This is a genomic window from Actinomadura sp. 6N118 (assembly GCF_044326415.1).
Taxonomy (GTDB): Bacteria; Actinomycetota; Actinomycetes; order Streptosporangiales; family Streptosporangiaceae; genus Spirillospora.
Window position 1 is genome coordinate 65,294 of sequence record NZ_JBIRAZ010000004.1, and the last position, 20,793, is coordinate 86,086.

Sequence of the window (20,793 nt, forward strand, 5' to 3'; positions counted from 1 at the left end):
GATTCCCCTTCGTGGCGCAGCGATACAGCACTTTATGTCCTGACCTGCGCTCGGCCGTCAAGAGCAGCGGCCCCCTTGATCGTATTGGCCCCGTCGACCGTGCCTGCGGCGATGCCGAGTTCGTCCAGCAGCGCGGCGACCGCCGGCGGCCGCTCGCCGGCGGGCACGAGGGCGCTGACGCGGCGGCGGCCGAGGCCGGGCAGCGGAGGCAGGGCCACCCCGGGTTCGTGATGCAGCGCCAGGGCCAGGCCGGGCAGGGCGGTGACCGCCAGCCCGCGCGCGACCAGCCGCTGGACGGCGACGTGGTCATCGGTGGCGAACGCGATGCGCGGGATGAACCCGGCCTGTTCGCAGGCGCGCAGCAGGTGGCCGCGGCAGCGTTCGCATCCAGACGCCCAGGTCTCCTCCGCCAGATCGGCCAGAGCGGCGTTGCGCGCCTTGGCCGGGTCGGCGAGCGGGTGGTCGCCGGGCAGCGCGAGCCGGACGGGGTCCTCGCAGAGCACGACCTCGCGCAGCCGGGTGTCGCCGTCGGGCGGTGTCCCGGGATAGGAGAACACCACGGCCAGGTCGACGTCGCCGGCGCGCAGCGCCGCCAGCGCCTCCGGCGGCTCTGCCTCGACGAGGGAGACGGTGACCTCGGGTGCGCGGCCGCGCAGCGCGGCGAGCGCGTCGGGCAGCAGCGCGGCCGCGGCGGTCGGGAAGACCGCGGCGCGGACCCGGCCGGCGCGCAGCCCGGCGATGGTGGCGATGCGCTCCTCGGTGTCGGCCATGCGGCACAGCACGTCCTCGACGTGCTCGACCAGGATCCGCCCGGCCTCGGTCAGCCGCACGCCGCGCCCGTACCGGATGACCAGCGGGGTGCCCACCTCGGCCTCCAGCCGGGTGATGTGATGGGAGATCGCCGGCTGGGTGTACGAGAGAGATCGCGCTGCGGCGGTCATGGAGCCGAGCCGCGCCACCTCGCGCAGGATCCGGCCCCGGTGCAGATCGAGCATCTCCCCAAGCTATCAACGACACTTATGGATCCTCTAGAAGATATGACTTTGTCCTATGGCTCGCGGGTCGGCGATGATCGGGACATGAGCATTCCCATCCATGACGCTCAGCGGGAGTTCTCCGCCGAGGTCACGTTCCTGAACACCGCGAGCTACGGCCTGCCGCCCCGGGTCGCGCACGAGGCGATGCTGGCCGCCGAGCGGGACCGGGCGGCCGGGCTCCTCACCACCGACCAGGGCGACGCGGCGGTGACCCGGTCGCGGGAGGCGTTCGCCCGCCTGATCGGCCTGCCCGCCGACCGTGTCTCGACCGGCCCGCAGGTGTCATATTTCGTCGGCCTGGTGGCGGCCTCGCTGCCCGCCGGCGCCACCGTGCTGGTGGCCGACGGCGACTTCACCTCGCTGCTGTTCCCGTTCCTGGCGAGGCCGGAGCTGGCGGTCCGCTCGGTGCCGCTGGAGCGGATCGCCGACGCGGTGGACGGCGGCGTGGACCTGGTGGCGGTGTCGGCTGTGCAGTCGGCCGACGGGGCGCTCGCGCCGATGGAGGACCTGATCGGCGCCGCCCGCGCGCACGGCGCCCGGATCCTGCTGGACGCCACGCAGGCTGCGGGCTGGCTGCCGCTCCCGGCCGACCGTGTCGACCTGCTGGTGTGCGGCGGTTACAAGTGGCTGCTGGGCCCGCGCGGCACCTGTTTCCTGGCGGGCACGGCCGAGGCGCTGGCCGCGCTGCCGCCGGTGGCGGCCGGCTGGTACGCCGGCGCCGACATCTGGGACTCGATCTACGGTGTGCCGCTGCGGCTCGCCGCCGACGCGCGCCGCCTGGACATGTCCCCGGCGTGGCAGGCGTGGGCCGGGCACGCCCCGGCGCTGGAGTTCCTGGAGCAGGTCGGGATCGAGGCGATCCACCGGCACGACCTGGCGATGGCCGCGCGGTTCCGCGCCGGGCTCGGCCTGCCGCCGGGAGAGTCGGCGATCGTGTCGGTCGAGGTGACCGGCGGCACCGCCGAACTGCTGCGCGACAACAAGGTGGCCGCCGCGGTGCGGGCAGGGTTGCTGCGCTGCTCGTTCCACCTGTCCACGACCGAGGAGGACGTCGACCGCGCCCTGAGCCTGCTGGAGGGGCGTGTCCGGCTGCCCGCCACGGCCTGATCCCTTTCCCGCCACAGCCTGATGCCTATTCCCGCCACGGCCTGATGCCCTGCCCGCAGCGGCCTGACGCTTCCGCCCGGCCCGCCGGCCTGGGACCGAATGCCGCTCTGGTCGGCGGGGCGGAACCGGTCTAGGTTGCGTTCATGACGCAGATCCACGGTTCGTGCGATGACCGGTTCGGCGGGGTGCGCGACGCGCTGGCGGCGTCCCTGGACCGCGATGACGTGGGCGCCTCGGCGGCGGTGTTCCTGGACGGCGTGCCGGTTGCCGATCTGTGGGGCGGCCACGCCGACGAGGCGCGCACGCGGCCGTGGGAACGCGACACCATCGTCAACGTCTGGTCGACGACCAAGACGATGACAGCGCTGTGCGCGCTGATGCTGGCCGACCGGGGCGAGCTGGACCTGCACGCCCCGGTAGCGCGGTACTGGCCTGAGTTCGCCGCCGCAGGCAAGGAGCGCGTGGAGGTGCGGCACCTGCTGTCGCACACCGCGGGGCTGCCCAGCTGGGACGAGCCGATGGCGACCGAAGACCTGTACGACTGGGACAAGTCCACCGCGGCGCTGGCCCGTCAGCGCCCCTGGTGGGAGCCGGGCACCGAGTCGGGCTACCACGCGTTCACCCAGGGCCACCTGGTCGGCGAGGTGATCCGCCGGATCACCGGGGCGAGCGTCGGCGCGTTCTTCGCGGCGGAGGTGGCCGGGCCGCTGGGCGCCGACTTCCACATCGGTCTGCCCGCCGAACACGACCACCGGGTCGCGCCGGTCATCCCCGCGCCGGTCCCCGAGTCCGAGGGGCCGGCGATGGAGGCGGCGCGGCTGCTGCTGCGCCATTACGGCAATCCGCGGTTCGACGCCGGCACCGCCAACTCGGCCGGCTGGCGGCGCGCGGAGATCCCGGCCGCGGGCGGGCACGGCAACGCGCGCTCGGTGGCCGCGGTGCAGTCGGTGCTCGCCTGTGGGGGAGAGGCACGCGGGGTGCGGCTGCTGTCGGAGGCGGGATGCGAGGCGGTCTTCCAGGAGCAGTCGAACGGCAAGGACCGCTGCCTGGGCGTCCCGTTGCGGCTGGGTATGGGCTACGGGCTCAACAGCGCGGAGATGCCGATCTCCCCCAACCCGCGCACGTGCTTCTGGGGCGGCTGGGGTGGCTCGCTGGTGGTCGTGGACCTGGACGCGCGCATGGTGGTGGCGTACGCGATGAACCGGATGCTCAGCCCCGGCACGCTCGGCGACGGCCGGGGCATCGGCATCGTGCTGGCCGCCTATGCGGGCCTGGCGGCCGGTTAGCTCCCTCCCGGCGGCCAGACGATCAGGGTGTGGCCCCAGGTGAGCCCGGCGCCGAAGCCGGCGAGCAGCACCACCTCGCCCTCGCCGATGCCGCGGGTGCGGACGGCGCGGTCCAGCGCGTACGGCAGGCTCGCGGCGCCGATGTTCCCGACGTCCTGCCCGGCGATCACCATCTGGCCGGGTGCGAGCCCGGCCTGGTCGGCCAGCGACGCGACGAGCCGGGGGTTGGGCTGGTGCGGGACGACCAGCGACAGGTCCGACGGCTTCACGCCGGCGTCGCCGGTCGCCTCGGCGATCAGCTGGGGGAGGATGTCGACGATGAACGAGCGTACGGCGCGGGCGTCCATGTGGATGGTGTGGCCGAGCGAGGCCAGCGTGCCGGGGCTGGCGGGGGTGCGGCTGCCGCCGGCGGGGATGAGGACGTCCCCTGCGCGGGTGCCGTCGGCGCCCATCGCCATGGAGGCGATCCCGTACGGCGGCGGGGCCGGCCCGATGACGGCGGCCGCGGCGCCGTCGCCGAACAGCGCGGCGGTCGCGCGGTCGCCGGTGTTGAGGAACCGGGAGTAGACCTCGACGCCGATGACCAGGGCGTAGGGGGGCTTGCCGCGCTGGGTGGCCAGCCAGCCCACGGCGGCCTGCAGCCCGTAGACGAACCCGGTGCAGGCGGCGGCGACGTCGAAGGCGGCGGCCTGTGCCGCGCCCAGCACGGCCTGCACGCGGCAGGCGGTGGAGGGGCCGAGCTCGTCGGGGGTGGAGGTGCCCAGCACGATGAGGCCGATGTCCTCCGGGGCGAGCCCGGCGGCCTCCAGCGCGCGGCGGCCGGCGCCCGCGGCCAGGTCGGACGCGGCCTGCCCGGAGTCGGCGACGTGCCGGTGCCGGATGCCGGTGCGGTCTTCGATCCAGCCCGGTGCCAGGCCCATCGCCAGGGACAGATCCTCGCTGCGCACCCGCTGGTCGGGAAGATAGGACCCGGTGCCTCGGATCGCCCACCGCTGCCGTACGACCGGCCGCCCGTTCATGCGTCCTCCTCATATACCGATGTCCGGCCCGCCAGACCGGTGCTTCTCGTGCCCACGACGGGACCCCGACCGTGCATACTGGCCACACGGACGGTTGTCACGCCGATCCCTTAAGTGAATAATCGCATTTCGCGACTTTCAATCCATAACAACAACAAAGCGGTCTTCGTCCAATAAGGAAAGTCGGCCCTTCCTTAGAGGTAAGGAGAACACCCGCGTGTCCATCTCGTTCCCACTTGGCTGGACGCAGGAATTCAAACCGGACGACCTATGCGCGTTCCTGTTTCCGGGCACCGGCTCCGCCGGTGCACCCGACCTTCAGGCGTTGTCGCGCACCGGCCCGGCAGCCCCCCGCATCGTCGCCGACGTCCTGGACGCCGTCCAGGAAGGCCTGCCGCGCACAGGCTGGCCGTCATTGCGGACGATCCTTCTGGAGGAACCGGGCGAATACCGTACAGCCGCACGCCAACAGGGCGTTGCACAACTTTCCGCTTACGCCACTTCGGTTGCCGTCGACAGGGTATTGCGCGCCGAGGGCGTTCCGCTGGGTTACGCGGTCGGGCAGAGTTTCGGCGAGATCGCCGCGCTGGTGTGCGCGGGGGTTTTCAGCATCAGCGACGGCGCCCGCATGGCCGTGAGCCTGGTGGAGGTCCTGGCCCGGCGCGGCGCCGGCGGCGGCATGGGGCTGATGGAGGCGACCGAGGACGGCACCCTGGCGTGCATCGAGACCGCCGGTGTGCCCGAGGTCGTCGTCGCCTGCCTCAACGCCCCCGGCGTGACGGTCGTCAGCGGCCCCGAGGGTCCGCTGGAGACGGCGCTGGCGGCGGCGCAGGCCGCGGGCATCCGCGCCGTCCGCCTCGCGGTGCCCTACCTGTCGCACCATCCGGCGATGGCGGGCGCCGACGACGAGTGGTACGAGATGATCCGCTCGTTCCCGCAGCGCCCGCTGGAGGTCGCGGTGTACTCCCCGGTGCGCGGCCGCGCCTACCGCGACGACGACGACCTGCACCGCGCGCTCACCGACTGCATCGTCAAGCCGGTGCGGCTGCCGCAGATCCTGCGGGCGGTGCACGAGGCCGGCGCGACCGCGTTCGCCGAGGCCGGCGCGGGCAACGCGCTGTGCCAGTGCGCCCGCCTCACCCTGCCCGAGGTGCCGACGCTGGCGCCGCTGCGCGAGCGGCCGCGCGTGCCGGGGCAGCGCGAGGCACCGGTGAGCAAGTCGGCGCCCGGCGTGCACCCGGTGCCGCTCACCGACGCGCTCGACAGTCCCCGCCTCGAATGACCGTTCCACCGCCACCTGACCCGGCCGGCCCTGCTCGGCCCCGGCCGGCCCCGCTCCGTCCCGCCCACGCATGCCGTGGCCGTCATCGAACTGAACCCCCGCCTCACAACTGAACTCCCGCCCCATAACTGAACCCCGCCCCACACAGGAGCGCCGCGATGGGAACCGTCTCCCCGCCCGATCCCGTTCTGCTGCGGCTGGTCCGCGGTGCCGGGCTCACCGCCAAGACCCGCAGCCGCCTGGAGGAGGCCGTTCCGGGCGAGTTCTTCGGCTATCCCGACGGCTTGACGGTCCAGGACCGGCACGCGCTCACCTATGAACGGCTGCGGCGGGCGGGCGTGGCGGCCCCGCCCGCGCCCGAACTGCTGGACGACCCGCCGGCGTTGTGCGCGCTGCTGGAACGCGCCGCGATGGCCGATCCCGGGCTCTTCCACCTGATGTTGCTGCACTACACCCTGGCTCTCGGCCCGATCCTGCTGTTCGGCTCCGCGCAGGAGGGGCCGCGGGTGGCGCGTGACTCGCTGGAGTCGATGGAGTCGTTCGGCGCGCTGCTGATGACCGAGGTGGGACGCAGCAACAGCCATCTGGCTCCGCGGACCCTGGCGCGTTACGACGCGGCCACCCGCGAGTTCGTGCTGACCACCCCCGACGACGAGGCCGTGAAGTTCCCGACCAACACCGCCCACCCGGACATCCCCAAGATCGCCGCGGTGTACGCGACGGTGGAGCACGGCGGGCGGGAGCGCGGGGTGTTCGTGTTCGCCGTGCCGGTGCGGGGGCCGGGCGGCGCGGTGCCCGCCGGGGTGGAGATCGTGGCCGCCCCCGACACCACCGGCCTGATGGTCGACTACGCGGCGGTGCGGCTGTCGGGGCTGCGGGTGCCCTACGAGGCGTGGCTGCGCGACGGCGCCACGATCGGCGCCGGCGGGGAGTTCCATGACCCGGTGGGCGACCCGGCCGCGCGGCTGACCCGTTCGATGAGCATCGGCCCGCCGGTGTGGCGCGCGGTGATCTCGATGTCGGCGGCGATCACACGGGCGGCGGCGGGCATCCTGCATGCCCACGCCTCGGACCGGGTCACGCTGGGGCGGCTGGCGCCGCTGCGGCCGCTGACCGACTACAGCAACGTCCGGGAGGCGGTGCTGGAGTCGCTGGCGTCGGCGTACGCGCTGACGGTCGTGGCCGCGCACGTCAAAGAGCCCCGGGCCGGGGCGGGGCAGGCGGGCGGCCCCGCGACGGCGTGGGCGCCCTGGTCGGCGGTGGACCGTGACCTGGCGCTGCTGAAGGCGGCGACGACGATGGAGGCGCAGGAGACGGTGTCGCGGTGCCGGGTGCTGTCAGGCGCACCGGGGTTCGCCGCGACCGACCGCCTCAACGGCTACCGCGGCCTGGCCCATGCCTACATGAACGCGGGCGGCGACAACGAGCTCATCCTGTTCGACACCGCGCGTGCGATGGCCGATCTGGACCGCTACGAGCCGCCGGTGGTGGCCGCGGCGGTGCCCGACGGCGGAGATCTGTCGTCCCCCCGCGTGTGGGTGCACCTGGCCCGGGACTGCGAGCTGCGGCTGCAGCGGCGCCTGGCGGGACGTATCGCGGCGGCGCGGGCGGACGGGCGCGACGATTTCGAGGCCTGGAACGACAACCTGTCGCTGGCGGTGCGGACGGCGACGGCGTTCGCCGACCGCACGATGCTGGAGATCCTGGCCGCGGCCTGCGAGCCGGAACCGGAACCGGAGCCGGCGTCCGGAGCTGGGGTGGGGGCCGGGGCAGGGGTCGCATCAGGGGTCGCATCAGGGGTCGCATCAGGGGCCGCGTCCGGGGGCGCGGCGGCGTCAGGGGCAGGGGTGCTGCGGCCGCTGCTGGGCTTGCACGCGCTGGGCTGGATCGAGCGCCGGGCCGGGGTTCTGCTGGACGTGGGGGTGGCCGAGCCCGGGCTGCTGGAACGGGTCTGGGAACGGCGCGGCGCGTTGTGCGACGAGCTGGCGGCGGACGCTGCCGCGATGGCCGCCGCGTTCGAACTCCCGTCCGAGGTCACTGCCCCGACGGCTTTCGTGAGCCGAGGGTGAATCTTCGCCACGCCGTGTGCGAAACTGCGAGGGAACCGCTGTCAGGTGGCTACCGTTCTACCAACAGGCCGTGCGGGCGCCGAGGCCCGTGCGGAACGTCTATATGGAGGTGCACGCAGTGGGAGTCAGTCTGAGCAAGGGCGGCAACGTCTCGCTGACCAAGGAGGCTCCTGGACTGACCGCGGTCGTGGTGGGTCTGGGCTGGGACGTGCGGACCACCACGGGGGGCGACTTCGACCTCGACGCCAGCGCCCTGCTGTGCTCGCCGGAGAGCAAGGTGCTGTCGGACAAGCACTTTGTGTTCTTCAACAACCTCAAGAGCCCCGACGGTGCCGTCGAGCACACCGGCGACAACCTCACCGGCGAGGGCGAGGGTGACGACGAGCAGATCAAGGTCAATCTCGCCACGGTCCCGGCCGAGGTCGCCAAGGTCGTGTTCCCGGTGTCGATCTACGACGCCGAGAACCGGCAGCAGAACTTCGGCCAGGTCCGCAACGCCTTCATCCGGGTCATCAACCAGGCCGACAACAGCGAGATCGCGCGCTACGACCTGTCCGAGGACGCCTCGACCGAGACCGCCATGGTCTTCGGCGAGCTCTACCGTGCCGGCGCCGAGTGGAAGTTCCGCGCCGTCGGCCAGGGCTACGCGTCGGGCCTGGCGGGCATCGCGTCCGACTTCGGCGTCAACGTCTGACCCGAGTCCGCTCCGTTGAGGGCGTCCCGGCCGGCGGCCGGGGCGCCCTCACGCTTTCTCCAGGTGCGGGGTGAGGGGCAGGCGTGCGGCGCGTTCGGCCAGCGGAGTGGCCGGGCGGGCCGCGAGGCGGGCGGTGAGCCAGCCCCAGATGGCCAGGATGACGGGCCGGAACCGTTCGGGCGCGCAGTGGGTGGCGCCGCGGACAAGCCAGACGGTGGTGCCGGGCCGCCCGCCCAGGCCGGTGGTGTCGCCGCGCGGGATGTACTGGTCGTCGGCGCCGTTGACGGCCAGCAGCGGCGCGCCGCCGGGCCGGTCCAGCAGTCCCTGGGTCCGCAGGGAGAACGCCTGGAGCTGCTCGGCGACCTGGGCCGGGTCGGGGAGGGCGTCCAGGTGCAGGGCGTTGCCGATGATGCCGGGCATGCCGTAGGGGAGGTTCAGCACGTCGACGGGCTCGGCGGCGGCGCCGGTCGGGCCACCCAGGTCCACGGCGGCGTCGACCTCGCCGAGGAGGGCGAGCTTGGCGGCCCAGTGCCCGCCGAAGCTGAGGCCGAGGAAGCCGACGGGCAGCGCGTACTCCTCGCGCAGCCGCCGCGCCAGCCCGGCCAGGATCCGGTCGGCGTCCGGGGTGAGCGGCACCGCCGACTCCCCGGTGCCGGGCATGTCGATCGCGGCGACCAGCAGCCCGGTGGCCAGGGCGGTGGTGGACGCGAGGCGGTGCAGGTCCATCTTCCAGGTGTCGACGCCGCCTGACAGGATCAGCACGCCGCGCGGCCGCCCGTAGGGCCGTCGCAGGAAGTGCACGGGGACGGGCGTGGTCCCCTCCGCGGTGCCGTCGGCCCAGGGGATGTGGAAGATCTGCCGTTTGAACGCGGCGCGGAAGCGCGGTGCGGCGGCCAGGTAGCACTCCAGCTGCTGCTCGTACGCGAACAGGCGGCCGGGCGTGGCCAGGGCTGGGAACCGGGCGGCGCCCCAGCACAGAGCGGACAGCAGCGGGTCGCCGTCGCGGTCGGCGCGTTCGGCGTGCCGCGCCCAGACCGGCACCCAGCCGCCGGGGCCCATGCCCCACATGTCGTCGATCTCGTCCCGGGCGGCGGCGACGACGCGGGCGGGGATGCCGCAGGCGGTGAACTGCCGCGCCCGCTCGTCGACGATCTCCTGCGGTTCGGCGGGGAAGGTGAACATGACCACTAGAATGTGAGCAATCCTCAGGGTCTGGCAACTCGCATTGGAGCCGTCATCTCCACACCGCGCAAAAGGCCGCGCCAGCAGCGTTCCCAGGAGACCTTCGACGCGATCCTGGAGGCGGCTGCTCAGCTTTTCGAGCGGCACGGCTACGCGGCGGCGACCACCAACCGGATCGCCGAGCGGGCCGGGGTGTCGATCGGGTCGCTCTACCAGTACTTCCCGAACAAGGACGCGCTGCTGTACGCGCTCGGGGAACGGCACATGCTGCAGTTGGTGGAGGCGCTGGGGGCGGTGTTCTCGCGGTTGCGCGAGGAGGCGCCGCCGCTGGAGGAGACGGTGCGGACGCTGGTGGGGGCGCTGGCCGACCTGCACCGCGCCGATCCGGTGACGCACCGGCTGCTGTACGACCAGGCGCCGCGCCCGCCGGAGGCTGCGGCGCAGCTGCGGGGCGTTCAGACGGCGATGGCGCGGGAGGTCGAGCACCATCTGCACCGGCTGGGGGTGGGCGGCCCGGACCGCGCGCTGACGGCGCTGCTGCTGGTGCAGGCCGCCGAGGCGCAGGTGCACGGAGCGCTACTGGATCCTCCGCCGGGCCGTTCGCCCGAGGAGGTCGTCGAGGCGGTGGTGGTGCTGTGCTTGAGGTCCCTGCGCCCCTAGATACGGCTAGATCGGGGTAGAGATCCCTAGGCGGGTACGACGGCGAGGGCGTCGATCTCGACCAGGAGGTCGTCGCGGAACAGCCGCGACACCTCCACCAGGGTGCTGGCGGGTGCGAACCCGGGTGGCACGATCTCGTCGCGGACGGCCCGGACGACCGCCACCTGCCCGGCGTCGCGCACGTAGTAGCCGAGCTTGATGACGTGCCGCCAGTCGGCGTCGGCGGCGGCGAGCGCGGCGTGCAGGTTGGCCAGTACCTGCCGGGTCTGGACCGCCAGGTCGCCGGGGCCGACGAGGTGCCCGGCGGCGTCCAGGGCGACCTGGCCGCTGATGGCGACCAGGCGGCCGGGGACGTCCACCGAGACCGCGTGGCTGTAGCCGGGCCCGGGCGCCAGCCCGGGCGGCGCGATCTTCCGGATGCCGGTGGGGTCGTTGTCGCTCACGTCCGGTCACGTTACCGGGTCAGCCGAAACCGTCGGCGAAACGTCAGCGAAGGGTCAGCTGAGGAGTTCCTCGCGCAGCCGGGTCTTGAGGAGCTTGCCACCGGGGTTGCGGGGCAGTTCGCCCTCGCGGAACCACACGTGCGCGGGGATCTTGAACGCGGCGATGCGGGGCCGCAGGAACTCCTGGAGCTCGGCGGTGGTGAGCGCGGCGCCCGGCCGCAGGCGCACCACGGCGCCGACCTCTTCGCCGAGGACGTCGTGCGGCACGCCGATGACGCCGCAGTCGGCGATGGCAGGGTGCTCGTAGAGGGCGGCCTCGACCTCGGCGCAGTAGACGTTCTCCCCGCCGCGGATGAGCATGTCCTTGGCGCGGTCGACGATGTAGACGAAGCCGGCGGCGTCCAGGCGGGCCAGGTCACCGCTGTGGAACCAGCCGTCGGCGTCGAAGGACTGCGCGGTCGCATCGGGCCGCCCCCAGTAGCCCTTGATGACGTTGGGTCCCTTGATGAGCAGCTCACCGACCTCGCCGGTGGGCAGTTCGGCGCCTGACGGGTCGACGACCTTGACGTCGCAGACGGCGACGGGCGGGCCGACGCTGTCGGGTCGTTCCAGGTAGTTGACGCCGGCGTTGTAGGTGGTGACCGAGGAGGTCTCGGTGAGGCCGTAGCCGTTGCCGGGGACGCGGTCGGGCAGGCGTTCGGCGATGGTGTCGACGAGGCTGGGGGCGGCGGGGGCGCCGCCGTAGCTGACGCCGGTGAGGCTGGAGGTGTCGTACTTGTCGAAGCCGGGGTGGGTGAGGACCTGCCAGGCCATGGTGGGCACGCCGCCGAACCCGGTGACCTTCTCGCGTTCGATGAGCTGCAGCGCACGTTCGGCGTCCCACTTGTACATGAGCACGACGGTGCCGCCCTGCAGCGCGCTGGTGACCAGGACCGAGTGGCAGCCGGTGGCGTGGAAGAACGGCACCGACAGCAGGGTGACGCGCGGCTGCGGCGCGAGCAGCTCCTCCAGGGTGCGGCCGGCGCGGACGCCGCCCAACAGCATGCCGTAGGCGAGGCTCACGGGGTTGGTGGCGATGTTGCGGTGGGTGCCGAGGGCGCCCTTGGACCGGCCGGTGGTGCCGGAGGTGTAGAAGATCGTGGCGTCGTCCTCGGGGTCGAGCGTGATGGCGGGCAGCGCGGGGTCACCGGCAGGTGTGTCTGCGGTGGGTGTGTCGCTGGCGGGTGTGTCGTCGAACGGTTCGGTGCCGGCGGGTGGCGGTCCTTCCGCGCGGACGACGAGGGCGGCGGCCAGGTCGAGGCCGGGGAGGGTGGCGGCGAGGCGTTCGGCGCGTTCTCCGTCGGCGACCAGGAGCCGGGCGCCGCTGTCGCGCAGGCCGTATTCCAGTTCGGCGGCGGTCCACCAGGCGTTGAGTGGGACGACGACGGCGCCGATGGCCGCGGCGGCCCAGAACGCCACCGACCATTCGGGGTAGTTGCGCATCGCGATCGCGACCCGGTCGCCCTTGCGTATGCCGTACCGGCCGACGAGCCGGTGCGCGAAGGCCGCGACGCGCGCGTAGTGCTCGGCGAACGACAAGCGCTCCCCCTCGTACACCAGGAAGGGCTTGTCGCCGTGGCCGCGGGACAGCTCCAGGATGTCGCGCAGGGTGGCGGGGGCGTTCTTCCACACCCGGGTGCGCGCGCCGCGCACGTCGATCTCGTCCATCTCGAACAGCTGCCCGGGCGCGGTCATCGCCGCCCGGACCTCCTGGACGCTCGGGACGTCGGGGCCGGTGTGGGTGTCGGGAACGCTGGGCATGCCGTACCTCCGCGGGGACCGGGTGGCGCCGCCCCGCGCTCCCTGGCCGAACGCGGTTCGGTGCGCCTGTCGCCGTGAATCTATGATCCGCGCGTGCACGGGGTCAATCACCGGTGCTTGATCCGGGACTTGATCCAGGGCTTGATCCACCTGCGACAATGAGCGCATGAGCGAGCGCAGGCCGATCGAGTACTGGCTGTCGGACATGGACGGGGTGCTGGTGCACGAGGGCCGGCCGGTGCCGGGCGCGGAGGAGTTCATCCGCAGGCTGTCGGCGTCGGGACGGCCCTTCCTTGTCCTGACCAACAACTCCATCTACACCCCGCGGGATCTGTCGGCGCGGCTGGCGACGGTGGGCCTGGTGGTGCCGCCGGAGTTCATCTGGACCTCGGCGCTGGCGACGGCGCGGTTCCTGTCCGACCAGCGGCCGGAGGGATCGGCGTACGTGATCGGCGAGGCGGGGCTGACCACGGCGCTGCACGAGGTGGGGTATGTGCTGACCGACCTCGATCCCGAGTACGTGGTGCTGGGGGAGACCCGCACCTACAGTTTCTCGCAGCTGACCAAGGCGATCCGGCTGATCGAACGGGGCGCGCGGTTCATCGCCACCAACCCCGACCCGGTCGGCCCGTCGCCGGAGGGATCGCTGCCGGCGTGCGGCGCGGTCGCCGCGATGATCACCAAGGCGACGGGGGTGGATCCGTACTTCGTCGGCAAGCCCAACCCGCTGATGATGCGGACGGCGCTGAACGTGGTCGGCGGGCACAGCGAGCGCACCGCGATGATCGGGGACCGGATGGACACCGACGTCGTGGCGGGCGTGGAGGCGGGCCTGCAGACGATCCTGGTGCTGAGCGGCGTGACCCGCAAGGAGGAGGTCGAGCGGTTCCCGTTCCGGCCGTCGCGGGTCATGCCGTCGATCGCCGACGTCATCGACCTGGTCGAGTGACCCTTCGCGTTCGACGGCGCCGAGCGCTGGGCGAACTGACCGCGTTCCCGAACTGACTGAATTTCCCGGCCTGACCGCGATTGCCTGATTCGCCCTGGGCCCGCCATGGATGGAATGGGCGGCGCCATGATCGTCTGGCTACTACGATGCCGCAAAGATCATTAGGCGATCATCGGGGGCGAGATGAGCGGCAGGCGGAGTGCGGACCCTGGCGTGGGGCGCTGACCAGGGCTTATGCACAATCTCAGAGAGCCGCTGGCCGCGGCGCCGCCGTCCCGCCGCCAGCGGCGGGACGGGCGCCGTGGCGGTGTGTGGGCAGTGGCGGCCGGGGCCGCCGTGGTGATCGCCTCGGGCACGGGCGTCGCGATTTGGGTGATCGCCCCCAGTGGATCCTCCGGCAATGCGGGCACGTCCCCGCCGGGCGCGGATGCGAAGACCGCCTCAGCGGCACCCACTGCGACGGGAGGCCCGCGTGCGACGGTGCCGCCGAGGTCGGCGCGGCGGCAGGGACCGGTGGTGAACGGGCGGCGGCAGCCGCGGCTGGTCCAGGTGCCCCGGTCGGCGGGTGGCAGGTACGCCGTGGTGCCCGGCACGACGGCGGCGCCGGCGGGGCGGCGGGGCGCCGTGGTGCGGTACATGGTCGAGGTCGAGCGGGGGCTGCCGTTCCGCGGCGCGGAGTTCGCCGCCGAGGTGCACCGGGTGCTGAACGACCGGCGCGGCTGGGGCCGGGGGCGCACGATGCGGTTCGTGCGGGTGAGCCGGGGGCCGGCGCGGTTCCGGGTGTCGTTGTCGAGCCCGGCGCTGGTGGACCGGATGTGCGCGCCGCTGGTGACCGGCGGGGAGCTGTCGTGCGGGCAGCGTGGCCGGTCGGTGCTGAACGCGCGCCGGTGGGGCATCGGCGCCGTCACCTACGGCCGGGATCTGGCGACCTACCGCGAGTACCTGGTCAACCATGAGGTGGGGCATCTGCTGGGGCATCAGCACGAGCGGTGCCCGGCGCCGGGCCGCCCAGCGCCGGTGATGGTGCAGCAGAGCAAGTCGCTGTACGGGTGCCGCCCGAACGCCTGGCCTTTCCCGAAGGGCTGAGGTCCCGGCCGCAGGGTCGGGTTCTGTCCTCAGTCCTTCACCGGCACTTCGATGTGCCCTGTGGCTCCGCGAGTCAGCTGGGCCTGGCCTGCCGTGACCTCGGCCGCCCAGGCCTCGAAGGCTTCCAGGTCTTCCACCGGCACCGCCACGTCGGCCTCGACGCGGTCCCCGTAACGGACGTCGCCCGGCTGCCTGCCGCTGCCGTGCAGATCTCCCAGGAACCGGCCGGCCAGCGCGTGGCCGACCCGTACGGTCATGGTCACGACCGGCTGCAGCTCCACCACCCCGACGGCGTCCACCGCCGCCGCCACGGCCTGCCCGTACGCGCGGACCAGCCCGCCCGCGCCCAGCTTCACGCCGCCGAAGTACCGCGTCACCACCGCGGCGGTGTCGGTCAGCCCACGCCGCACCAGCACCTCCAGCATCGGGATCCCGGCCGTCCCGGCGGGCTCGCCGTCGTCGCTGCTCTTGGTGATCTCGCCGCGTTCTCCCAGTACGTAGGCGGTGCAGTTGTGCGTGGCGTCGCGGTGCGCACGGCGGTGCCCGGCCAGGAACTCCGCCGCCTCGGCCTCGGAATGAACGCGGGCCAGCGTGCAGATGAACCTCGACTTGCGGATCTCCAGCTCATGGGAGCCCGCGTTCCTGATCATGCGCATGGAATCCCGAGTCTACGGCCGGGCGGCGGTGCCGCCGGTGCGGGAGCGCAGGCGGCGCAGCATGCGGGCGTCCTGGAAGCCGACGGCGCGGGCGGCGGCCTCGGCGGTGACGCCCTGGCCGATGAGGTGCCCGGCGTGTTCCAGGCGGAGCAGTTGCTGGTAGCGCAGCGGGGTGAGGCCGGTGGCGGCGCCGAACAGGCGGGTGAGGGTGCGTTCGCTGACGCCTGCGGCGGCGAGCGCGGCCAGCGGGAGCGGTTCGGCGAAGCGGGCGTCGATGAGGTCCTGGACGCGGTGGACGGCGTCGCTGAGGTGGGAGCGGTGCCGGAGCATGGCTCCGATCTGCTGGTCGTCGCCGTTGCGGCGGGCGTAGACGACCATGGCGCGGGCGACGCGGGCGGCGGCGCCGGGTCCGTGCCGGACGGCGACCAGGTGCAGGGCCAAGTCGATGCCGCTGGCGATGCCGGCGGAGGTGACGACGCGGCCGTCGGTCACGTGCAGCACGTCACGGACGACGGCGGCGTGCGGGTGGCGGCGTGCGAGCTCGTCCTGGAGTTCGTGGTGGGTGGTGCAGCGGCGGCCGTCCAGCAGCCCGGCGGCGGCGAGCGCGAACGCGCCGGCGCAGACGCTGGCGACGGTGCCGCCGCCCTGGTGGTGGGCGGCCAGGCGGCCGGCGGTGGCGGCGCCGACGCGGCCCCATCGGGGGTCGCCGGTGCCCCACCGCCAGCCGGGGACCATGACGATGTCGCCGGGTTCCAGATCGGGCCAGGTAGTGGTGGCCCGTACCGGCAGGCCTTGCGCGGTGGGGACGTCGTGCTGCTCGGCCACGTACCGCAGCCGGTAGGGCGCGCCGTCGAGGCCGTCGGCGGCGGTGGAGAAGACCTGGGCGGGCCCGGCCAGGTCCAGCAGGTGCAGCCCGGGGACGAGCAGGAAGACGATCTGGGTCACGATCTGGTCAGGCTACCGTGAGCTCGTCCAGGGTGGCGATGGTGGCGAAGCGGCCGGCCAGGGCGTATTCGGTACGCGCGATGATGTCGGCGGTGGGCAGGGTACGGGGGTCGGCGATCAGGTCGGCGGCGGTCGCGTAGGGCGGGGCGTCGCGGTGCGGGATGGGGAAGGTGGCGGTGGCGTCGGTGACGAAGGTGACGGTGTAGCCGAGGTCGGCGGCCAGGCGGGCGGTGGTCTCGCAGCACTGCTCGGTCTGGATGCCGCAGATGACCACGTCGGTGACGCCTGCGGCGGTGAGGAGCTGCTGGAGGTTGGTGGTGGTGAAGGCGTTGCGGCTGGTCTTGGTGACGAGGGGCTCACCGGGGCGGGGCTCCAGGCCGTCCATGAGGCGGACGTGCCCGGTCGCGGGGTCGAAGACGCCGCCGGTCCCGGGCTCGGCGTGCAGCACCCACACCACCAGATCCCCGCGGGTGCGGGCGGCGTCCACCAGTCGCCCCGCCCGGTCGGCGATGTCGGGTGCGGAGACCGCCTGCCAGCTGGGCCGCATACGGAAGGACTCTTGAACGTCGACGACAAGGAGTGCGGTGCTCATGCCCCGATCCTGACGTCCCCCGGCCGGCCACGGCAGACACGATCAGGCCCCCTGCCGGAACGATCCGGTCACATCCCCCGCCCCATGCCGTGCCATGTTCATGTGATGTCGCGGTTCATGTGATGTCGCGGCGGCACCGCCCACCCGCGATTCAGATGCCGGGGTGGGTCAGGGGCCGGGGCGGTGGCGGGCTCGGAATGCGGCGGCCTTGGCGCGGTTGCCGCATTCGCGCATGTCGCACCAGCGGCGGGAGCGGAGGCGGGAAGTGTCCAGGTAGAGGCGGGTGCACAGGTCGGCCTCGCATTCCTTCACGTCGGGGGCGTCGGGGCCGCCGAGGAGCTCGACGGCGCTGCGCGCGAGGGTGGCCAGCGCGGCGCGCAGATCGCCGGTGCGTTCGACGGTGCCGCCTGCGGTGAGGCGGACGGTGACGGGGGCCGCGGCGGCGTGCCGGTTGACCAGGTCCCGGTCGTGGCGGCCGCCGGTGCGGGCGGCCAGGCGGTAGATGGCCTCGCGGAGCGCCACGGCGGCGTCGAGCCCGGCGCCGTCGGCCGGGGGCGCGGTGGTGAGCAGGCCCGCCTCCACCGTCCAGCGCGCGAGGTCGGCGGGGGCGGCGAGCTGGTCGGTGCGGTCGTCGCGCCGGTGCCGCACGGTGCCGGCGAAGTCGAGCGCGGGGTCACCGCTGACGAACGTGAAACCCATCACCCCATCATAACCGGCTTGACAGGTTATCGATGTGATCACAAGACTGAATAACCGTTCTAGAAGGTTACTCGGGAGGGTGTGGTCGTGCCGGTCGGGATCGAGGAGGCTCCGCCCGCGCAGGCCGCGCCGGTGACCGGGGCCGGGTGGGCGGCGGTGATGCCGCCGGTGTTCGTGGTGTTGTGGAGCAGCGCGTTCATCGCGGGGGCGATCGGGGTGGGCGCGGCGCCGCCGTTGTTGCTGACGTTCGCGCGGTTCGCGCTGGCGGGGGTGCTGCTGGCGGGGCTGGCGGTCGTGTTGCGTGCGCCGTGGCCGCGCGGGCGGCGGCTGGGGCACATCGCCGTGACGGGTCTGCTGATCCAGGCGGTGCAGTTCGGCGCGCTCTACAGCGCGCTGGGGCTGGGGCTGCCCGCCGGGGTGGTGGCGCTGGTGCAGGGCCTGAACCCGGTGGTGATCGCGCTGCTGGCGGCGTCGGCGCTGGGGGAGCGGGTGACGGCCCGGCAGTGGGCGGGGTTCGCGCTGGGCGCGGCGGGGGTGGTGCTCGCGGTCGCGGACAGGGTGGCGTTCTCGGCGCTGGGCGTGGTGCTGTGCGTGGTGGGTCTGCTGGGGCTGAGCGTGGGCACCCTCTATCAGAAGCGGTTCGCGGCGGACATGAACGTGTTCTCGGGCACGGCGGTGCAGTTCCTGGTGGCGGCGCCGGTGATCGGGGTGTCGTCGCTGGTGGTGGAGACGCCGCGGGTGGCGGACTGGCCGGCGTTCGGCGGGGCGCTGGCGTGGATCGTGCTGGTGAACTCGGTCGGGGTGTTCCTGCTGCTGAACACGATGCTGCGGCGTTCGTCGGCAAGCCGCGTGAGCACGTTGTTCTTTCTGACTCCGTCGGTGACGGCGCTGCTGGCATGGGTCGCCATCGGCGAGTCCCTGGCTGTGCCGGCGGTGGCGGGGCTGGTGCTGGGCGGCGTGGGGGTGCTGCTGGCCAATCGCGCGTGAACGTGCCTGCAACCGCTGGGGGTTCGGTGGGGTTCTCCAGAGAAACACCTCTGACAGGAAGGACCCCTTGTGTCAGTCCAGGAGACGTTCGCTGTGGACTGGGTGCGGGCGGAGGAGGACCTGGATCGTGCCGGGTTCGCTCTGACGCCGCCGCTGCTGAGCCCGCAGGAGTGCGCGGAGTTGATCGGGATGTACGGCGCGGGCGGGGTGTTCCGCAGCACGGTGGTGATGGCGCGGCACGCGTTCGGTGAGGGCGAGTACCGGTATTTCGGCGACCCGTTGCCGCCGCTGGTGCAGGAGCTGCGCACGCGGCTGTATCCGCCGCTCGCGGCCATCGCCAACCGGTGGGCCGAGCGGCTGGGCGAGGAGGCGTACCCGGGTGATCTCGAGGGGTTGCTGGAGGCGTGCGCGGCGGCGGGCCAGCACCGGCCGACGCCGCTGCTGCTGCGGTACGGGCCCGGCGGCTACAACTGCCTGCACCAGGACGTGTACGGCGAGCTGACGTTCCCGCTGCAGGTGGCGGTGATGCTGAGCACGCCGGATGTGGACTTCACCGGCGGGGAGAGCGTGTTCGTGGAGCAGCGTCCCCGCGCGCAGTCCCGTCCGATCGTGGCGCGGCCGGGCCTGGGGCGGGGTGTGGTGTTCCCGGTGCGGCACCGGCCGGTGCCGTCGGCCCGCGGTTTCAAGCGGGTGGCGATGCGGCACGGCGTGAGCGAGGTGCTGTCGGGCGACCGTCACGTGCTGGGCGTCATCTTCCACAACGCCCGCTGACCGTTCAGATCGGGGGCAGCGCCATGGCGTTGGGGAACGGAATGGCGCCGCCGGAGCCGACGATGCGGTGGGCCAGGGGCCGCAGGCACTCGGTGAGCCGCGCGGTGGCTGCGGGGCCGAGCGCGGGTGCGGCGAGCCGGTCGGTGGTGTCCTCGATGGCGGCGCGGTCGGCGCGTCCCTGTTCGGTCAGGGCGCCGTCGGCGGTGAGCCAGCCGCGTGCGGCGAGCCGTTCGGTGCAGGCGTCCCACTCCTGCTCGGTCCAGCCGCGCTGCTCGCGCTGCTGCGGGGAGGAGGTGCCGACCGCGACGGAGACGCGGTTGGCCTCGCAGCCGTCCAGCCCGCCGGTGACCAGCGCGGCGATGTGCCCGTCGCCGCGGAATTCCCGCAGCACCGTCGCCGCCCACCACAGCGCCAGGTGCGGCTCGGCGGGCACGGGAAGCGCCGCGTGCGCGGCCGCCAGGGGACGTCCCTGCGGCGGGCACGCCGCGGCCGCCTGGGTGGCGAGCCCGGCCGCCTCGGCGACCTCGGGCGCGGTGATCAGGTCGCCGAGCAGGCGCCGCAGTGTCCGGTCGGCGGCCTCGAGCCGCGCGTCCAGGACCTTGCCGGGCGCGCAGAACCGCCAGGCGTCGGGGATCGCCCGCTCGACGCGGCGCGGCGCGAAGTTGTAGAAGGTGGCCGTGACCATCTCGGGCCCGGGCTCCCCCATGGCGGCCGACCGGGAGGCGAAGTAACCCATCCAGTATCCCTTGAGCCCGGCGGCCTTATAGGCGGCCGCGGCCTCGTCGGAGAAATAGATGGGCGCGTGGTACGCCTCGATCAACCGCCACACCTCGTCCATCGCGCACACGCTAGCGACCGGTCACGCGCCCCGTCCAGCCGCGCCGTCCGGTCAGCCTTCGGCGAGGTCGCCGAAGGCGCGCGCCGCCCAGACCTCGACCTCGGCGCGGGGGTCATCGAGCAGCCCGCTGCCACGGAAGATCTCCAGCACCTCGGCGCGGAAGCTGCGGGGGAGGCGGTCTGCGTCGGCGGCCAGTTGCCGCAGCACCCGCGAGTAATGCAAGTCCCTGCTGAGGACGTCCTCGTCCGGACGGCTGTTCGAAATCACGTTCAGGCAGTCGCGGTAGGCCCGTTCCAGCTCGTCTGGACCGGCACCCTCACTCGACCGGAGCCACATGCTGACCATGGCGTGCGTGACGGACAGGGCGATGCCGGGGTCCGCGGACACGATGCCGAACTCGGTGGTCCCTTCGGTCTGCGGGTCGCGCGGGTTCGGGTCGGCCATGGTGATGAACGGTTCGATGTTGCGCCATCCTTCGGTCTTGAACTGCGCTCGCCAGAGCAGAGTGTGGCGGCGCCACTCCTCGACCGGGTACGGCGCGTCCGGGAAGAGCTCGCTGCTGGTGATCCGGCTTCCCGCTCGACCTGGCCGTGGCCACGGCGGTGACCGCGGCCAGACCGGCCAGCTCACGGGAGATCAACCGGGCGATCAGGAACTCGCCGAACGTCGCGTGCAGGAACTCACTGGCGGT

22 protein-coding genes are annotated in these 20,793 nt (G+C 73.1%); 10 read left to right on the forward strand and 12 right to left on the reverse strand.

All coding sequences use genetic code 11. From position 1 onward, the window contains the following. Window positions 1-32: 32 nt before the first annotated feature. Window positions 33-995: a LysR family transcriptional regulator gene (locus tag ACH34W_RS11010; protein ID WP_395960690.1), complete on the reverse strand. Its 963-nt coding sequence runs from the start codon at window positions 993-995 to the stop codon at window positions 33-35. Between the two features lie 84 nt (window positions 996-1,079). On the opposite strand from ACH34W_RS11010, the gene ACH34W_RS11015 reads away from it, so the two are divergent. Continuing rightward, window positions 1,080-2,144, forward strand: a complete 1,065-nt coding sequence (locus ACH34W_RS11015) for an aminotransferase class V-fold PLP-dependent enzyme (protein WP_395960691.1) — start codon at window positions 1,080-1,082, stop codon at window positions 2,142-2,144. Window positions 2,145-2,287: 143 nt separating this feature from the next. Further along, a complete protein-coding gene (locus ACH34W_RS11020; protein WP_395960692.1) occupies window positions 2,288-3,430 on the forward strand; it encodes a serine hydrolase domain-containing protein in 1,143 nt (380 codons plus the stop codon). Here the strand turns inward: ACH34W_RS11020 and ACH34W_RS11025 are convergent. After that, entirely contained in the window at window positions 3,427-4,449 is a 1,023-nt protein-coding gene (locus ACH34W_RS11025; RefSeq protein WP_395960693.1) for a 3-oxoacyl-ACP synthase III family protein, read from the reverse strand. The genes ACH34W_RS11020 and ACH34W_RS11025 overlap by 4 nt on opposite strands. A 217-nt stretch (window positions 4,450-4,666) precedes the next feature. Between ACH34W_RS11025 and ACH34W_RS11030 the strand changes: the two genes are divergently transcribed. The 3 genes from ACH34W_RS11030 to ACH34W_RS11040 all read left to right on the forward strand — a co-directional run bounded on the left by ACH34W_RS11030 (window position 4,667) and on the right by ACH34W_RS11040 (window position 8,494). Further along, the gene (locus ACH34W_RS11030) at window positions 4,667-5,731 is read left to right on the forward strand and encodes an ACP S-malonyltransferase (RefSeq protein WP_395960694.1); all 1,065 of its coding nucleotides are present in this window, start codon (window positions 4,667-4,669) and stop codon (window positions 5,729-5,731) included. Window positions 5,732-5,889: 158 nt separating this feature from the next. Then, entirely contained in the window at window positions 5,890-7,800 is a 1,911-nt protein-coding gene (locus tag ACH34W_RS11035; RefSeq protein WP_395960695.1) for a hypothetical protein, read from the forward strand. Window positions 7,801-7,918: 118 nt separating this feature from the next. Beyond that, complete coding sequence (locus ACH34W_RS11040) at window positions 7,919-8,494, forward strand: TerD family protein (protein WP_395960696.1); 576 nt, start codon at window positions 7,919-7,921, stop codon at window positions 8,492-8,494. Between the two features lie 48 nt (window positions 8,495-8,542). Here ACH34W_RS11040 and ACH34W_RS11045 read toward each other — a convergent pair whose 3' ends face one another. Further along, window positions 8,543-9,676 (reverse strand): alpha/beta hydrolase, encoded by a 1,134-nt coding sequence (locus ACH34W_RS11045; protein ID WP_395960697.1) that lies wholly within the window; start codon window positions 9,674-9,676, stop codon window positions 8,543-8,545. 12 nt (window positions 9,677-9,688) lie between these two features. Between ACH34W_RS11045 and ACH34W_RS11050 the strand changes: the two genes are divergently transcribed. After that, on the forward strand, window positions 9,689-10,336 hold the full coding sequence (locus ACH34W_RS11050) for a TetR/AcrR family transcriptional regulator (protein WP_395960698.1): 648 nt from the start codon (window positions 9,689-9,691) through the stop codon (window positions 10,334-10,336). A 26-nt stretch (window positions 10,337-10,362) separates the two neighbouring features. Here the strand turns inward: ACH34W_RS11050 and ACH34W_RS11055 are convergent, their stop codons facing one another. Together ACH34W_RS11055 and ACH34W_RS11060 are read right to left on the reverse strand one after the other, a co-directional pair. After that, window positions 10,363-10,779 carry a RidA family protein gene (locus ACH34W_RS11055; RefSeq protein ID WP_395960699.1) on the reverse strand — a complete coding sequence of 139 codons (417 nt, stop codon included), beginning with the start codon at window positions 10,777-10,779 and terminating at the stop codon, window positions 10,363-10,365. A 54-nt stretch (window positions 10,780-10,833) separates the two neighbouring features. Further along, window positions 10,834-12,579, reverse strand: a complete 1,746-nt coding sequence (locus ACH34W_RS11060) for a class I adenylate-forming enzyme family protein (RefSeq protein WP_395960700.1) — start codon at window positions 12,577-12,579, stop codon at window positions 10,834-10,836. A gap of 166 nt (window positions 12,580-12,745) precedes the next feature. On the opposite strand from ACH34W_RS11060, the gene ACH34W_RS11065 reads away from it, so the two are divergent. Continuing rightward, window positions 12,746-13,528, forward strand: coding sequence for an HAD-IIA family hydrolase (locus tag ACH34W_RS11065; protein WP_395960701.1), 783 nt, complete (start codon window positions 12,746-12,748; stop codon window positions 13,526-13,528). A gap of 161 nt (window positions 13,529-13,689) precedes the next feature. Here ACH34W_RS11065 and ACH34W_RS11070 read toward each other — a convergent pair whose 3' ends face one another. Beyond that, complete coding sequence (locus tag ACH34W_RS11070; RefSeq protein ID WP_395961194.1) at window positions 13,690-14,166, reverse strand: hypothetical protein; 477 nt, start codon at window positions 14,164-14,166, stop codon at window positions 13,690-13,692. Between ACH34W_RS11070 and ACH34W_RS11075 the strand changes: the two genes are divergently transcribed. Further along, complete coding sequence (locus ACH34W_RS11075) at window positions 14,111-14,614, forward strand: DUF3152 domain-containing protein (protein ID WP_395961163.1); 504 nt, start codon at window positions 14,111-14,113, stop codon at window positions 14,612-14,614. The two genes, ACH34W_RS11070 and ACH34W_RS11075, sit on opposite strands and share 56 nt — an antisense overlap. A gap of 29 nt (window positions 14,615-14,643) precedes the next feature. Here ACH34W_RS11075 and ACH34W_RS11080 read toward each other — a convergent pair whose 3' ends face one another. The 4 genes from ACH34W_RS11080 to ACH34W_RS11095 all read right to left on the reverse strand — a co-directional run bounded on the left by ACH34W_RS11080 (window position 14,644) and on the right by ACH34W_RS11095 (window position 17,506). Then, window positions 14,644-15,270: a YigZ family protein gene (locus tag ACH34W_RS11080; protein WP_395960702.1), complete on the reverse strand. Its 627-nt coding sequence runs from the start codon at window positions 15,268-15,270 to the stop codon at window positions 14,644-14,646. Between the two features lie 12 nt (window positions 15,271-15,282). After that, window positions 15,283-16,215: a GlxA family transcriptional regulator gene (locus ACH34W_RS11085; RefSeq protein ID WP_395960703.1), complete on the reverse strand. Its 933-nt coding sequence runs from the start codon at window positions 16,213-16,215 to the stop codon at window positions 15,283-15,285. Window positions 16,216-16,222: 7 nt separating this feature from the next. Then, the gene (locus ACH34W_RS11090) at window positions 16,223-16,807 is read right to left on the reverse strand and encodes a cysteine hydrolase family protein (RefSeq protein ID WP_395960704.1); all 585 of its coding nucleotides are present in this window, start codon (window positions 16,805-16,807) and stop codon (window positions 16,223-16,225) included. A 168-nt stretch (window positions 16,808-16,975) separates the two neighbouring features. Next, window positions 16,976-17,506, reverse strand: a complete 531-nt coding sequence (locus tag ACH34W_RS11095) for a CGNR zinc finger domain-containing protein (protein ID WP_395960705.1) — start codon at window positions 17,504-17,506, stop codon at window positions 16,976-16,978. 87 nt (window positions 17,507-17,593) lie between these two features. On the opposite strand from ACH34W_RS11095, the gene ACH34W_RS11100 reads away from it, so the two are divergent. Continuing rightward, the gene (locus ACH34W_RS11100; RefSeq protein WP_395960706.1) at window positions 17,594-18,493 is read left to right on the forward strand and encodes a DMT family transporter; all 900 of its coding nucleotides are present in this window, start codon (window positions 17,594-17,596) and stop codon (window positions 18,491-18,493) included. Between the two features lie 69 nt (window positions 18,494-18,562). After that, window positions 18,563-19,264, forward strand: coding sequence for a 2OG-Fe(II) oxygenase (locus ACH34W_RS11105; RefSeq protein WP_395960707.1), 702 nt, complete (start codon window positions 18,563-18,565; stop codon window positions 19,262-19,264). 4 nt (window positions 19,265-19,268) lie between these two features. On the opposite strand, the gene ACH34W_RS11110 is transcribed toward ACH34W_RS11105, so the two are convergent. Both ACH34W_RS11110 and ACH34W_RS11115 read right to left on the reverse strand, forming a co-directional pair. Continuing rightward, window positions 19,269-20,102: a hypothetical protein gene (locus ACH34W_RS11110; protein WP_395960708.1), complete on the reverse strand. Its 834-nt coding sequence runs from the start codon at window positions 20,100-20,102 to the stop codon at window positions 19,269-19,271. Window positions 20,103-20,153: 51 nt separating this feature from the next. Beyond that, window positions 20,154-20,732, reverse strand: a complete 579-nt coding sequence (locus ACH34W_RS11115) for a hypothetical protein (protein ID WP_395960709.1) — start codon at window positions 20,730-20,732, stop codon at window positions 20,154-20,156. Between the last annotated feature and the right edge of the window lie 61 nt (window positions 20,733-20,793).